We start from the raw sequence: 14,107 nt of genomic DNA on the forward strand, positions 1-14,107 counted from the left end.
GCAACGCATGGGCATCGTCAGCATCGAGGATGAACTGCACGAGCAGCTGCGCCGGGCGAGCAAGGCGTCCTATCGCTCGATCAACGCCCAGGCGGCGTTCTGGATCCGGATCGGCATGCTGTGCGAGTTGAACCCCGGCATGACCTTCCAGGAACTGGTGGCGCGCGAGCTGAAGGAAGCCGGCGTCGAGGCGGGCGCGCTGGCGGCGGCGACGGCGGCATGACGAAGACGCCTGCCGAAATCGAGCTGATGGCGGAGGCGGGCCGACTGCTCGCCTCGGTATTCGCGCATCTCGACGCGCTGCCGCTCGCGGGCATGAGCACGCTGGAGATCAACGACCGCGTCGAGGCGCTGATCGTCGTCAAGCTCGGCGCGCGGCCGGCCAGCAAGGGCCAGTATGGCTACGGCTTCGTCCTGAACAGTTCCCGCAACGAGGTCGTCTGCCACGGCGTGCCGTCGCGCGACGAGATTCTCGCGGACGGCGACATCGTCAATCTCGACATCACGCTGGAAAAGCACGGCTACATCGCCGATTCCAGCAAGACCTACCTGATCGGCGACGTGGCGCCGTCGGCGAAACGGCTCGTCTGCACCGCCTATGAGGCGCTCTGGAAAGGCATCCGCGCCGTTCGCCCGGGCGCGCGGCTCGGCGATGTCGGCCACGCCATCGAACGGCACGCCAAGCGCGGCGGCTATTCGGTGGTGCACGAATATTGCGGTCACGGCATCGGCCGCGAGATGCATGAGGACCCCCAGGTCCTGCATTTCGGCAAGCCGGGAACCGGCACGCGGCTGCGGGAGGGCATGGTGTTCACGATCGAGCCGATGCTGAACCAGGGCCGGCGGACGGTGCGCACCGAGGCGGACGGCTGGACGGTCGTCACGGCAGACGGCAAGCTCTCCGCCCAGTTCGAGCATACGGTCGCCGTCACCGGCAAGGGCGTGCGCGTGCTGACGCTGCGCCCCAGCGAAAAACCACCGGCCGCCTGAGCCGGGCAAGCGCCAAGAAAAAGCCCGCCGGCGAAACCGGCGGGCTTTTTCTTGTTCCAGAAGCGACGCGGGCCGGTCAGGCCTTGTCGCCGTGGCCGTTCACCGGAAAGAACTGGTAGAGCCAGGTCTCGGTCAGGGCGGCGCCGTCCTTGTCGCGGACGAACATCCGCATGTCGATCGGCTCGGTGCCGGTCGCGATCAGGTCGAAGAAGACGCGATAGACGCCCGGCTCGCCGGCGACGACCGGATAGGCGTCGGAAAGCGTGACATTGCCACGCGAGACGGTGATCTCCGCCTTGCCGTCACCGCGCTTCAGCGCCGCGACCTTCGGGCCGGTGAAATCGACGACGAAGCGGACGGCGCCTTCGGGACGCGGCTGGCCGGGAATGCCACCGACGCCGTGATAGGTCGCCTGCACCCGGCCGAGATCGGTCGGATTCGGCTCGTCCTTGTCCCAGTAGAGCTTGTAGCCGAATTCGAGCGGACGGCCGGCGAAGACCGGCTCGGTCGGCACCCAGTAGACGACGAGGTTATCGTCGATCTCGCGGTCGGTCGGAATCTCGACCAGTTGCACGGCGCCCTTGCCCCACTCGCCCTTCGGCTCGACCCAGACGCTCGGCCGGCGATCGTAGAAGACGCCGTCGTCCTGGAAGTGATCAAAGTTGCGGTCACGCTGCAGGAAGCCGAAGCCGCGCGGGTCCTTGTCCTGGAAGCTATTGGTCATCACGCTCGGCGGATTGTTGAGCGGGCGCCAGATGCGCTCGCCCGAGCCGGTCCACATGGCGAGGCCATCGCTGTCGTGCACTTCCGGGCGCCAGTCGATCGCCTGGCTGCGCATGGTCTCGGAGTACCAGTACATCGAGGTCAGGGGTGCCAGGCCGAGACGGGCGATCTGCCGGCGGGGGAACAGCTTGCAGTCGATGTCCATCACCACGGCCTTGGTGACGGCGTCCTTGCTGCAATCCATCCGGTAGGCGCCGGTCAGGCTCGGGCCGTCGAGCAGGCAGTAGACGATGACCCGGCCGTCCTGGCCGAGCACGCGCTCCAGCCAGAAGCCGGTGAAGCGCGGGAACTCCTCCGGCTCCGGCATGGCGGTGTTGACGGCGATGCCGCGGGCGGAGAGGCCGTACTGGTCCTGCGAGCCGGACGAGCGGAAATAGGAGGCGCCGAGGAAGGCGAGCCAGTCGGTCGTCTGCGACGGCATCTCGACGCGGAAGCCGGCGAAGCCGATATCGTCCGGCAGGTCGAGCGCGGGATGGCCCTTCGGCATGTCGAAAGCGCTGCGGCGATAGAGGATCTCGCGCGACAGGCCGCCGTCGATGACGTGGATCGAGGCCGGCTCCTGGAAATACTTGCCGAGATGGAAGAGCTGGATCGGATCGCCGCCCTTGCCGTCGGCCCAGAGCGCATGATCCTTGCGGAAGACGATGCTCTGGAAATTGTCATAGTCGATCTTGTCGAGGATGGCGCCATAGGGCGAGCGATCCGCGACGAAAGGCTTGCTCGCCTTCTCGGCGGCGAGCGCCTTGACGCTGTCGAAGGAGAAGGGCTCCGGCGGCCCCAGCACCAGCCCGGCATCCTCGGCCGAAGCCGCCGCCGAAGCGTGGCCGGCACCGGAAAGGGAAACTGCAGCGAAAGCCGACAGGAATGTCAGCATTGCATCTCGACGCGTCGGTTGGACCATGTCCGCTCTCATTGTGAAGCCAGGGCGGCGCATTCCAGCAAGGCGCCGCAGAACGTCAATCGAATAGCACGGCTCCACCACGTTGCGCAGGGACGCAACGCCGGAGAGCCGTTCCGTTTCAGTCTATCCCGCATTGAGAAGACCAGATCATGGCAAACTTCAGAGAGTTTTCTTGAACCAGGCGGATGTCTTCTCGATCACGCCATCGGCCATCGCCTGGTCGTCACCGAGGCTGCCGAAGATGTGGTCGCCCTCGGGCACGATCCACACCTCCTTGGGCAAGCCTTTGGCGAGCTTGGCGAAGCCCTCGGGATAGGCGGCGGAAAAGTCCTTCGAGCCGGCGATGGCGAGGTAGGCGCCCGGATAGGTCGCGAAGGCCGTCTCGATCTTGTGCGCGTCGAGGCTGTCGAAGAAGCCCTTCTTCAACACGATCGTGCGCCAGCCGAGATCGAGCCCGACCACGCCCTCCTTCTCGGCGGTGGCGACCGCCTTCTCGCCGATCGAGCCCTTCAGGTCCTTGGCGAAGTCCCCAACCGACGACCAGGTGACGAGCGACTTGAAGCGCGCGGGTTCGGCCGCCGCCGTCAGCGTGGCGACGCCGCCGCCGAGCGAGAAGCCGAGAATGCCGAGGCGTTTGGCGTCGATGCCGGGCTGGCCGGCGAGGAAGTCGGCCGCGACCCTGGCATCCTCGAGCTGGCCGTCGATCGTCGTCGCGCCGGTGTCGCCGTCGCTCTTGCCGAAGCCACGGAAATCGATCCGGAGCGAGGCGATGCCCTCCTTGGCGAGCGCCGCCGCCTCGCGCGCATACATGCCGCCGACCTCGTCGCGCGACGAGCCGAACCCGTGCAGCATAAGAACCGCCGGCGCGCGGCTCGCCCCTTCCGGCAGGTTGAGCGTGCCGGCGATGCCGCCATCGAGCGTGACCACGGTTTCGGCCGCCGAGGCGACGGCCGGAAGCGCCAGGACGGCGAGCAGGGCAAGCGAGGCAGGCAGGCGGCGCGTCATGTCGTCGTTCCTTGTGAGGGGAGAGGCAACGGCAGGAAAGCCCGCCATCCCGGCGTCGTCAATGGCGAGGACAATCAGGACGGGTCTTGATCGAGATCATGGCGTCCTGCTTGCAGGGACGGTTTGCTCCGACCGCCAAATGCGCTCAGGATGCCCCATCGACAATTCCCTCAAGGAGGTCGCTATGAACACGATGAAAGCCGCCGTCGTGCGGCAGTTCGGCAAGCCGCTGACGATCGAGGACGTTCCGATTCCCGAGATGCGGCACGACCGCATCCTGGTGAAGGTAGAGGCCTGCGGGGTCTGCCACACCGACCTGCACGCCGCCGAGGGCGACTGGCCGGTGAAGCCGAACCCGCCCTTCATCCCGGGCCATGAGGGCTCCGGCTTCGTCACCGCGGTCGGCCGCGACGTCAAGGGCGTCAAGGAAGGCGACCGCGTCGGCGTGCCATGGCTCTACACCGCCTGCGGCCATTGCGAACACTGCTTCTCCGGCTGGGAAACGCTGTGCAACGAGCAGCAGAACACCGGCTATTCGGTCAATGGCGGCTATGCCGAATATGTTCTTGCCGACCCGAACTATATCGGCCACATCCCGAAGAAGCTCGAATTCGGCGCGGCCGCCCCCGTCATGTGCGCCGGCGTCACCGTCTACAAGGGCCTGAAGGAGACGGAAGCAAAACCGGGTCAGTGGGTGGTCATCTCCGGCGTCGGCGGCCTCGGCCACATGGCTGTGCAATATGCCAGGGCGATGGGCCTGCATGTCGCCGCCGTCGACATCAGCGAGGACAAGCTGAAGCTGGCGCGCGAGCTCGGCGCCGAGGTCACGGTCAACGCCTCGGAGGGCGACCCGGCCGCCGCGATCAAGAAAGCCACCGATGGCGGCGCGCATGGCGTGCTCGTCACCGCCGTGTCGCGCCCCGCCTTCGCGCAGGCGCTCGGCATGGTGCGCCGCCGCGGCACGCTGGCGCTGGTCGGCCTGCCGCCCGGCGATTTCCCGACCCCGATCTTCGACGTCGTGCTGAACCGCATCACCGTGCGCGGTTCGATCGTCGGCACAAGGCAGGACCTGGCGGAATCGCTGGAATTCGCCGCCGAGGGCCTCGTCACCCCGCACTACAGTTGGGACAAGCTCGACAACATCAACGCCATCTTCGACGAGATGCGCGCCGGCAAGATCGACGGCCGCGTTGTTATGCAGATCGCCAGCTGATCTCCGGGGGCGCCGCGCCCGGCGCGTGGCGCTCCCAATCCGCCATCTGGTTGCGGAACCAGGTGCCCTGCCGCTTGGCATAGCGGCGCGTCTCCATCTTGGCCCGCTCGATCGCCTCGTCGAGCGACAGCTCGCCGGCGAGATGCGCGCCGAACTCGCGAATGCCGATCGCCTTCATCGCCGGCAGCGCCGGATTGAGGTTCAGCGCCAGCAGGGCTTCGGCCTCCGCCATGCCGCCGCGCTCGACCATGAGATCGAAGCGTCGGCCGATGCGCTCATAGAGTATGGCCCGCTCCGGCTCGAGAACGATGCGTCGAACCGAAGACTCCTCGACCAGCGGTGGCGATCCGGTCTCGCGCTGCCATTCGCCGATCGACCTGCCCGTCGCCTCCACAACCTCCAGCGCGCGCGTCACCCGGGTGCGATCGAGCGGCGCGAGCCTTTCGGCGCTCTCCGGATCGAGCCGCCCGAGCGCCGCATGCAGGGCCGGCACGCCCTCCGCGTCGGCCCTCGCCCCGATTGCAGCCCGCAATTCGGCCGGGATCGGCGGGATCGAGGAAAGCCCCTCGGTCAGCGCTTTGAAATAGAGCCCGGTGCCGCCGACGACGATCGGCAGCGCGCCGTCGCGCCAGGCCGCCTCCAACGCCTCCTTGGCATCCTCGCGCCAGCGCGCCACCGAATAGCGCTCGCTCGCCGCGACATGGCCATAGAGACGGTGCGGCGCCTGCGCCTCCTCCTCCATGTCAGGACGGGCGGAGAGGATGCGCAGCTCGCGATAGACCTGCATCGAATCGGCGTTGACGACGACGCCGCCATGCCGTCGCGCCAGTTCAAGCGCCAGGGCCGACTTGCCGCTCGCGGTCGGCCCGGCTATCAGGACGGCAGGTCCCATTTTCGCTGAATTCAGGTTCCCCATGCCGTCCGATACCGCTCCGTTCGAATATGTCGCCACGTTCATAGCACGGCCGGAACACGCGGCATCGCTTTCGGAGGTTGTGGACGAAGCCGCCGACCTGCCCGGCGCCGGGCGTCCCGACTGGCTCGCCGACGGCGAGGCCTGCGACGTGCCGCTTCCCCCGGCCGAGAACGGCCTCACGGCGATCCGCGCCGATCTCTTCGAGATGATCGACGGCCGCCCGGTCGATGTCGTGGCGCAGCCGGTCGCCGGCCGTCGCAAGAAGCTGCTGATCGCCGACATGGATTCGACCATGATCGGCCAGGAGTGCATCGACGAACTCGCCGACATGGCGGGGCTTAAGCCCTATGTCGCCGAAATCACCGAGCGCGCCATGCGCGGCGAGATCGCCTTCGAGCCGGCGCTGCGCGAGCGGGTCGGCCTGCTGAAGGGCCTGCCGCTCTCCGTCATCGACACGGTGCTCGCCGAGCGCATCAAGCTGATGCCGGGCGGCCCGGAACTTATCCGCACGATGAAGGCCAACGGCGCCTATGCCGCGCTGGTCTCCGGCGGCTTCACCCTGTTCACCGGCCCGGTCGCGGCCATGATCGGCTTCGACGAGAACCGCGCCAACATCCTGAACCATGCCGACGGCGCGCTGACCGGCACGGTCGAGGAGCCGATCCTCGGCCAGGAAGCCAAGCTTTCGGCGCTGATGGACCTCGCCCGCCGCTTCTCGCTCTCGAAGCACGAGACGCTGGCCGTCGGCGACGGCGCCAACGACCTCGCCATGATCCGCGCCGCCGGCCTCGGCGTCGCCTATCACGCCAAGCCCAAGGTTGCCGCCGAGGCGGCCGCCCGGATCGACCACAATGACCTTACCGCCCTGCTCTACGCCCAGGGCTATCGCAGAAGCGACTTCGTGACATGAAACCGATCGAAACGGCGCGCCTCCGCCTTCGCCGCTGGCAGGACGCGGACCGCGCGCCGTTCGCGGCGATGAGCGCCGACCCCGTGGTGATGGAGTTTTTTCCCGCGCCGCTCGACGCCAAACAGGCGAACGCCTTCATCGACCGCCTCGAGAGGCACTGGGACGCGCGCGGCTACAGCAATTTCGCCCTGGAAGAACGCGAAACCGGCGCCTTTGTCGGCCTGACCGGCCTGCTAGACGTGTTTCCGGAAGCTCCCTTCGCCCCGTCGGTCGAGATCGGCTGGCGCCTCGCCCGCCCGTTCTGGGGCAAGGGCTATGCCCGCGAGGCGGCAGAGGCGGTGCTGGCCGCCGGCTTTGCCGAGCATGATTTCCCGGAGATCGTCGCCTTCACGGCCAAGCCGAACCTGCGCTCGGCCGCACTGATGCAGCGCCTCGGCATGACCCGCGACCCGGCCGACGATTTCGACCATCCGGCCGTCGCCGAAGGCCATCCGCTGCGCCCGCACGTGCTCTACCGGATTTCGCGCGAGGATCTCGAGGGAGGCTAGGAAAGACCCCTCTCCCGCAAGCGGTAGAGGGGGGAGCACCGCACCCGGTCGCGGCAACGTGCCATCGCGATGAAAGGCGCTGGCCGAAAAGACCTCGCCCGCTTGCGGGAGAGGCTATTCGTCGAGCTTCAGCGGCACGAAGCGCAGCTCTCCGGCCGTGTTGGCGATCAGGAAAAGCGCCGACTTGCGACCGTCCTTCTTGAGCGCGTCGATGCGGGCCGAAATGTCGGCCGGCTTCGAGACCGGCTCCTGCGACACCTCGACAACGACCTCTCCGATGGCGATGCCCTTTTCGGCTGCGGAACTGCCGGGCTCGACCTCCGTGACGACGACTCCCTTCACCTCGGACGCGACCGAGAACTGCTTGCGCAGGTCCGCCGTCAGTTCGGAGAGGGTCAAGCCGAGCAACTGGGTCACAACCGGCTTCGGCGGCTCGGCCGGCGTCGGGTTCTGCTTCTCGTCCGCCTTGGCGACTTCCTCGGTCAGGCGGCCAACCTTCGCCTTGAGCATCGTTTCCTTGCCCTTGCGGATCACCACGACGTCGACGACCTTGTCGATGTCGGCGTCCGCGACAAGGCGCGGCAGATCCCGCATCTCGCCGATCGGCTTGCCGTCGAAGGAGATGACGACGTCGCCGGGCTCGATGCCGGCCTCGGCCGCCGGGCCCTTCTCGGTGACGCCGGCCACCAGCGCGCCGCGCGCCGGGCCCATGCCGAGACTTTCGGCAATCTCGTCCGTCACCTGCTGGATGCGCACGCCGAGCCAGCCGCGCCGGGTTTCGCCATACCGGCGGATCTGGTCGACGACATGCATGGCAGCGTCGGAGGGAATGGCGAAGCCGATGCCGATCGAGCCGCCCGAGGGCGAGATGATCGCCGTGTTGATGCCGATGATCTCGCCGTTCTGGTTGAACAGCGGCCCGCCCGAATTGCCGCGGTTGATGGCGGCGTCGGTCTGCAGGAAATTGTCGTAGGGACCGGAATTGATGTCGCGGTTGCGGGCCGAGACGATGCCGGTGGTGACCGTGCCGCCGAGGCCGAATGGATTGCCGATCGCCATCACCCAGTCGCCGACGCGCATCTTGTCGCTGTCGCCGAACTTCAGCGCCTTGAGCGGCTTCGCGGCCGTCGGCTTCACCTGCAGGACGGCGATATCCGTCTTCTCGTCGCGGCCGACCAAGGTCGCGGTCAGCTTCGTGCCGTCATTGAAGTTGGCGATGATCTCGTCCGCGCCTTCGATGACGTGATTGTTGGTGATGATGACGCCCGTCGAGTCGATGACGAAACCGGAGCCGAGCGACTGCACCTTGCGCGGCGGCGCGTTGGTAGTGCCGTCCTTCTGCTTGTTGAAGAACTCGTCGAAGAATTCCTGGAAGGGCGAGCCCTCCGGGGCCTGCGGCGCCGGGATGCCGCGCGCGCCCTCGACCGTCTGCGAGGTCGAGATGTTGACGACGGAATCGACGAGCCCGGCGGCGAGATCCGCCACGGAATCGGGCCCCTGCCCGGCCCAGGCCGGCGCGAGCGCCGCCGGCGTCGCGGCCGTCAGGAACGCACCGAGCGTGACGGCAAGGCGCAGGCGGTTGGGTTTCTTGGTGGCCGCGGCCATCTGCATCTCTCCTCTGGCGACATCGTCGAGCATGCCACGACGGCGACTTCGATACATCTAGCGCAGGGCGCTTTCGCGCCGGGAGTCAATTGCGCGCGAGCCAGACGATGGAGACGCCGACCGCCAGCGCAACGAGGCCGCAGCCCCGCAGCAATGTGTCTGATGCGGCAATTCCTTGCCGCATCATCATTTTCGCAACGGTCGGCACCATCGCGTAGAACGCGCCCTCGATGACGAGGACGAGTCCCAGCGCGGTGACGAAGTCGGTCACGGCGTCGCGGCAGGTGCCGGTGCGGCCGGGGTCGCAGCGGCCGGAGCCGCAGGCTTGGCCGGCGCCGCGGCGGCCGGGGTGCCCGGCGTCGTCCGCTCGGGAACCGGCAGCGCGTTGCCGCTCGGATCCGTCAGGTAGCGGAAGAAGGGCGACGTCGGCGAAATCACCATCCGCGTCGTGCCCGGCTTCATGCCGTCCTGATAGGCCTGCATGGAGCGGTAGAACGAGAAGAAGTCAGGATCCTGCTCGAACGCGGCCGCGAAGACGCGGTTGCGCTCGGCGTCGCCGTCACCCTTGATCTCGTCGGCCTGCTGGTTCGCTTCTGCGACGATGACAGTCGCCTGGCGGTCAGCCTGGGCGCGGATCGTCTTGGCGGCCTGTTCGCCCTGCGCGCGGATGTCGGTCGCTTCGCGCTGACGCTCCGTCTGCATGCGCTGGTAGACGGCCTGGCTGTTCTCCGGCGGCAGGTCGGCGCGGCGGATGCGGACGTCGACAACGTCGACGCCGAGGCGCCGGCCCTCGCGGTTCACCTGGTCGGTGATCTGCGACATCAGCGGAGCGCGGCCTTCGCGCACGATGTTGCTGAAATCCATCTGGCCCGCCGCACCGCGGATCGCAGAGTTCAGGATCACCGCCAGCCGCGATTCGGCCACGGGGATCGAGCCGGCCGCCTGATAGAACAGCAGCGGATCGATGATCTTGTAGCGACCGAAGGCGTCCATCACGAGGCGCTTGCGGTCGCGGGCGATCACTTCGATCGGCGGCGAGTCGAGGTCAAGCAGCCGCTTGTCCAGCATCACGACATTGTCGATGAACGGGACCTTGGCATAGATGCCCGGCTCGGTCGCGACGCGGACCGGATTGCCGAAGCGCAGCACCAGCGCCTGATGGGTCTGGTCGACGATGAAGAGGCCGGAATAGGCGACGATCGCGACGATGATGACGACGACGAGGCCGAGCCCGCCGAAAATCCTGCTGATCACTGCGAGCCTCCCTGCTTGGCCGCGGGAGCACCCTGCAAGGCAGGCAACGGCATATACGGCACCACGCCACTTCCCTTTTCGTCGACGATGATCTTGTCCATGTCGGCAAAGACGCCGGAAAGCGTATCGAGATAGATGCGCTCGCGCGTCACGGCGGGCGCCGCCTTGTAGGACTCATAGACCTTGGAGAAGCGGTCCGCCTGGCCCTTCGCCTCGGCGACGATCTGGTCGCGGTAAGCGTTGGCGGCTTCGACGATCTGCGAGGCCTGGCCGCGCGCGCCGGGAATGACCCGGTTGGCGTAGGTCTGCGCTTCGTTCTGCACGCGGTCCTGGTCCTGCTCGGCCGCCTGCACGTCGCGGAACGCGTCGATGACCTCGGACGGCGGGCCGACGTTCAGGAGCTGCACCTGGGTGATCTGGATGCCGGCGCCATACTGGTTCAGCTTGTCCTGCATCAGTTGCTGCGCGGCGTTCTGGATGCCGAGACGCTCCTCGGTCAGCACGCGCTGGATGTCCGAGCGGCCAATGATCTCGCGCATGGCGCTTTCCGCCGTCGCCTTCACCGTGCCTTCCGGATTCTGGACGTTGAACAGGTACTTGCTGGCGTCGTTGATGACCCAGAAGACGGCGAAGTCGACGTCGACGATGTTCTCGTCGCCGGTGAGCATCAGGCTCTCCTGCGGAACGTCGCGTCCGCTGGAACTCGGGTTGCGATCATCCTGGATCGAGCCGACCGTCGTGCGGTTCACGCGCGTCACCTGCGGCGTGTAGACCGCCTCGATCGGATAAGGCAGGCGGAAGTTCAGGCCCGGAGGCGCGCTGCGCTGGTACTGGCCGAAGCGCAGGACGACGCCCTGCTCGTCCGGTTCGACGCGGAAGGTGAAGAAATTATAGCCCAGGAAGGCCACAACCACCGCCAGAACGGCGATGAACAGGACAGGATTGAAACCGCCGCCGCCCTGGCCGCCACGGCCGGGCAGAACCTGTTTCAGCTTGTCCTGGCTGCGACGAAGGAGTTCCTCGAGATCCGGCGGATTGGGGCCATTGCCGCGCGGTCCCTGACCCCAGGGGCCGCCATTGCCGCCGCCCTTCCATCCGCCGCCCGTCTGGTTGCTCCAGGGCATCTTCGCTCCTTAGTTGTCGATCCATAGGCAAGGCGTACCTGCCCCCGCCCATCGAAGCAAGAGAAGCCCCGGATATGCGGCCACTGCAGGGCCTCAGCGTCGCTGGAAGTGGTGTGCCGGCTCCACGCTTTCAACGCGGGTGCGGCGTTTATCCACGACGTCGTTGATAGATGGTAAAGCGCGTCGCCGCCGTATCGGAGGCGCCAGCGGGGACCTCTTCCGTCGAGACGGGCTCCCAGACGGCCGGATCGATCGCCGGGAAATGTGTGTCGCCGGAGGGCGCGGCGTCGACATGGGTGATGTAGAGACGATCGGCCCGGTCCATGAAGGCGCGGTAGATCTCGCCGCCGCCGATCACCATCGCCTCCGCCGGCTCCGCCGCCGCAGCTTCCGCCGCGCCGATGGCGGCGTCGAGCGTCTCAACGCTGACGACGCCCGGCGCGCCGAATTCCTTGTCGCGGGTCACGACGATGTTGACCCGGTTCGGCAGCGGGCGGCCGATCGAGGCGAAGGTCTTGCGGCCCATGATCACCGGCTTGCCCGACGTGATCGCCTTGAAGCGCTTGAGGTCGGTCGACAGCTTCCACGGCATGTCGCCGTCATTGCCGATGACCCCGTTTTCGGCAACCGCCGCGATGATCGAGAGCTGCATCGTCATTCTGCCTGCGGCAGCGCCGCACCCTTCGAGGACCCGACGTCCGTCCTCTTCTTGGCCGGCTCTTCCTTCGTCTTGCCCCCGGCGGAGATGCGGTCGACCAGCGCCAGCAGCAGCGCCGAGAGGACGAAGGTCATGTGGAGGATGGTCGACCACATGATCTTGTCGTTCGTATACTGGTTGGCGTTCAGGAACACCTGCAGCAGGTGGATCGACGAGATCGCGACGATGGACGACGCGACCTTGATCTTCAGGCTGCCGGAATCGAGCTTGCCGAGCCAGGACAGGTCGTGGCCGGCATTGTCGAAGCGGCTGACATAGTTCTCGTAGGACGAGATCATCACCATGACGACGAGGCTCGCGACCAGCGCCGCGTCGATCAGACCCAGCATGGCCAGGATCATGTCCGCCTCGTCATAGACGAACACGTTCAGCGCCACTTTCCAGAACTTGGCGACGAAGGAGGCGGCGTAGAGGAGAAGCGCGGCGCCGAGGCCGCCATAGAAGATCACCAGCAGCCAGCGCGCCGACATGATGAGCTTTTCGATTGTGTTCTCGAGCGATTTCAAGAGAGGGGCTCCATGGGTCTGAGGCCCAGCATATACGGATCAGGTGACCGTTTCGCCAACCCTGCCCGAAGCGGGAATTGTCGATCCGAGGCGAAGGAGCGCGTCGCCCTCGACCCGGCAGCGCTGCCACTCGACGAGGCGGCGGGCGCCCTGCGCCTCGTAGAAGGCGATCGACGGCGCGTTCCAGTCGAGCACCGACCACTCGTAGCGCCCGAGCGCTTCCGCGACGCAGCGCCGCGCCAGATCGGCGAGCAGCGCCTTGCCGATACCGTGGCCACGGAACTCCGGCCTCACGAACAGATCTTCGAGGTAGATGCCGTGGCGGCCGTTGAAAGTCGAGAACGTATAGAACCAGAGTGCGAAGCCGGCCGGCTCGCCGTTCCACTCGGCGATCTCGCAGAACACTTTCGGCGCATCGCAGAACAGCGCCGCATCAATCGCGACCGCGTCGGCCTCGACCTCATGCGCGAGCTTCTCGTAGTCGGCGAGAGCCTTCACGAAGTCGAGCACCAGCGGCGCGTCGCCCGGGCGGGCGTGTCGAAGGACGAGGGACATTTGCAGACTCCGGGGCTTCAGGGCGCTTCGGCGCGCGGCTGCAGGATCATGATGTCGAGATCCTGCTGCGGTTCGAAATTCGTCTTCACCACCTCGAACTGGGTCGGGCCGATCTTCTTCACGCCCTCGGCGCAGAAGGAGACGAGATTCCTAGGCGAGCCCTTGTCGACGACGAGGCGGAACCTGGCGATCGGGCCTGCCCAGTTGCTGCCGGTGCGCAGCACATAGGAGACGCGGTTCTCGAACAGGCTGTTGCCGCCATCGGGCGTGAGCCCGGCGCGCGCCGCCTTCAGGAAGGCATCGTCCATGCAGTATTTCTGGCGGTACACCTCGAACCAGGGCTCCGACTGCGCCTCGGGCGCGACGAAGGACACGTCCGCGCTCTGTCCGACGCTCGGCTTGTAGCTGTGCTCGACGACGATGCGCTTGCCGGCCGGAAAGGTCTGCTCGCGGTAGAAGACCGTCGACAGCAGCCAGTTCGGCGCGAGATGCTTCACCATCCCCTTGCCGTCATTGTCATATTCGTCGATCGCGGCGAGGCCGAGCTGGACCAGGTTTTCCTTGTCCGCCTGCGGCAGCGCATCGAGCGCCTTGCGCGTCGCGTCGAGATGCAGCGCCAGCGGCACGCCGAGGCTGGTGAGAAGCGCCGTCTGGTCGATGCCGAGCGCCGAGGCGCGCTGCTGCACCTTGGTCTCGACCGGCTTGCCGTCGACCGTCGTCTTGAAGCCGAGGAAATTCTGCGGATCCTCGACCGGGATCGAGACCATGAAATCGATGCTGCCCTGGATGTCCGGCATCGGGAAGGCGACCAGCGTCGTCACGTCGTGGTCGGCGTGGTTCTCGAAGGTGTAGCGGACCCGCACCTCGTCCAGCGAGATGAAAAGGTCCTCGGACTGCATCTCGATGTCCTCGGTCAGGACATAGACGAGGCCACCGGTCGAAAGCGCGGCGGTTGAATCATTGGCCCTCGCCGGCGCAGCCGATGCTGAGGCAAGCAGAAGGGCGAGGCAGGCGGTCGCGGCGCGCATGACGGGGGACTCCGGCCAAGGATCGGGATTCCAGCTCTATCAGCCTCCTGC

At 66.8% G+C, this 14,107-nt stretch carries 16 protein-coding genes; 5 read left to right on the forward strand and 11 right to left on the reverse strand.

All coding sequences use genetic code 11. The features are described 5' to 3' along the window. Positions 1-7: 7 nt before the first annotated feature. Complete coding sequence (locus WFK98_RS13120; protein ID WP_336800531.1) at positions 8-223, forward strand: ParD-like family protein; 216 nt, start codon at positions 8-10, stop codon at positions 221-223. Continuing rightward, positions 220-990, forward strand: a complete 771-nt coding sequence (gene map / locus WFK98_RS13125) for a type I methionyl aminopeptidase (RefSeq protein ID WP_336800532.1) — start codon at positions 220-222, stop codon at positions 988-990. Before WFK98_RS13120 ends, map begins: the two co-directional genes overlap by 4 nt. A 76-nt stretch (positions 991-1,066) precedes the next feature. Here map and WFK98_RS13130 read toward each other — a convergent pair whose 3' ends face one another. After that, the gene (locus WFK98_RS13130) at positions 1,067-2,647 is read right to left on the reverse strand and encodes a glucan biosynthesis protein (protein WP_336800533.1); all 1,581 of its coding nucleotides are present in this window, start codon (positions 2,645-2,647) and stop codon (positions 1,067-1,069) included. A 186-nt stretch (positions 2,648-2,833) separates the two neighbouring features. Beyond that, positions 2,834-3,679 carry an alpha/beta hydrolase family protein gene (locus tag WFK98_RS13135; RefSeq protein ID WP_336800534.1) on the reverse strand — a complete coding sequence of 282 codons (846 nt, stop codon included), beginning with the start codon at positions 3,677-3,679 and terminating at the stop codon, positions 2,834-2,836. A 184-nt stretch (positions 3,680-3,863) separates the two neighbouring features. Between WFK98_RS13135 and adhP the strand changes: the two genes are divergently transcribed. Further along, the gene (adhP, locus tag WFK98_RS13140) at positions 3,864-4,892 is read left to right on the forward strand and encodes an alcohol dehydrogenase AdhP (RefSeq protein WP_336800535.1); all 1,029 of its coding nucleotides are present in this window, start codon (positions 3,864-3,866) and stop codon (positions 4,890-4,892) included. Here the strand turns inward: adhP and miaA are convergent. Next, the gene (gene miaA, locus WFK98_RS13145) at positions 4,873-5,784 is read right to left on the reverse strand and encodes a tRNA (adenosine(37)-N6)-dimethylallyltransferase MiaA (RefSeq protein ID WP_336800536.1); all 912 of its coding nucleotides are present in this window, start codon (positions 5,782-5,784) and stop codon (positions 4,873-4,875) included. The genes adhP and miaA overlap by 20 nt on opposite strands. Before the next feature lie 22 nt (positions 5,785-5,806). Between miaA and serB the strand changes: the two genes are divergently transcribed. Both serB and WFK98_RS13155 read left to right on the forward strand, forming a co-directional pair. After that, positions 5,807-6,718 carry a phosphoserine phosphatase SerB gene (gene serB / locus WFK98_RS13150; protein WP_266338400.1) on the forward strand — a complete coding sequence of 304 codons (912 nt, stop codon included), beginning with the start codon at positions 5,807-5,809 and terminating at the stop codon, positions 6,716-6,718. Further along, complete coding sequence (locus tag WFK98_RS13155) at positions 6,715-7,266, forward strand: GNAT family N-acetyltransferase (protein WP_336800537.1); 552 nt, start codon at positions 6,715-6,717, stop codon at positions 7,264-7,266. Before serB ends, WFK98_RS13155 begins: the two co-directional genes overlap by 4 nt. A gap of 114 nt (positions 7,267-7,380) precedes the next feature. Here WFK98_RS13155 and WFK98_RS13160 read toward each other — a convergent pair whose 3' ends face one another. The 8 genes from WFK98_RS13160 to WFK98_RS13195 all read right to left on the reverse strand — a co-directional run bounded on the left by WFK98_RS13160 (position 7,381) and on the right by WFK98_RS13195 (position 14,056). Further along, positions 7,381-8,871 (reverse strand): DegQ family serine endoprotease, encoded by a 1,491-nt coding sequence (locus WFK98_RS13160; RefSeq protein WP_336800538.1) that lies wholly within the window; start codon positions 8,869-8,871, stop codon positions 7,381-7,383. Positions 8,872-8,956: 85 nt separating this feature from the next. After that, on the reverse strand, positions 8,957-9,142 hold the full coding sequence (locus WFK98_RS13165; protein WP_266338403.1) for a DUF2065 domain-containing protein: 186 nt from the start codon (positions 9,140-9,142) through the stop codon (positions 8,957-8,959). Then, on the reverse strand, positions 9,139-10,122 hold the full coding sequence (gene hflC, locus WFK98_RS13170; RefSeq protein ID WP_442907417.1) for a protease modulator HflC: 984 nt from the start codon (positions 10,120-10,122) through the stop codon (positions 9,139-9,141). The genes WFK98_RS13165 and hflC overlap by 4 nt, the downstream gene beginning before the upstream one ends. Continuing rightward, positions 10,122-11,249, reverse strand: coding sequence for an FtsH protease activity modulator HflK (hflK, locus tag WFK98_RS13175; protein WP_266338404.1), 1,128 nt, complete (start codon positions 11,247-11,249; stop codon positions 10,122-10,124). Before hflK ends, hflC begins: the two co-directional genes overlap by 1 nt. A 148-nt stretch (positions 11,250-11,397) precedes the next feature. After that, positions 11,398-11,901, reverse strand: a complete 504-nt coding sequence (locus tag WFK98_RS13180; RefSeq protein ID WP_442907418.1) for a dihydrofolate reductase — start codon at positions 11,899-11,901, stop codon at positions 11,398-11,400. 2 nt (positions 11,902-11,903) lie between these two features. Continuing rightward, positions 11,904-12,473 (reverse strand): TIGR00645 family protein, encoded by a 570-nt coding sequence (locus WFK98_RS13185; protein ID WP_336800541.1) that lies wholly within the window; start codon positions 12,471-12,473, stop codon positions 11,904-11,906. Between the two features lie 39 nt (positions 12,474-12,512). Further along, positions 12,513-13,028 carry a GNAT family N-acetyltransferase gene (locus WFK98_RS13190; protein ID WP_266338407.1) on the reverse strand — a complete coding sequence of 172 codons (516 nt, stop codon included), beginning with the start codon at positions 13,026-13,028 and terminating at the stop codon, positions 12,513-12,515. A gap of 17 nt (positions 13,029-13,045) precedes the next feature. Then, complete coding sequence (locus WFK98_RS13195) at positions 13,046-14,056, reverse strand: DUF4424 domain-containing protein (RefSeq protein WP_336800542.1); 1,011 nt, start codon at positions 14,054-14,056, stop codon at positions 13,046-13,048. Positions 14,057-14,107 lie beyond the last annotated feature (51 nt).

The organism is Kaistia sp. MMO-174 (assembly GCF_037147815.1).
Taxonomy (GTDB): Bacteria; Pseudomonadota; Alphaproteobacteria; order Rhizobiales; family Kaistiaceae; genus Kaistia; species Kaistia nematophila.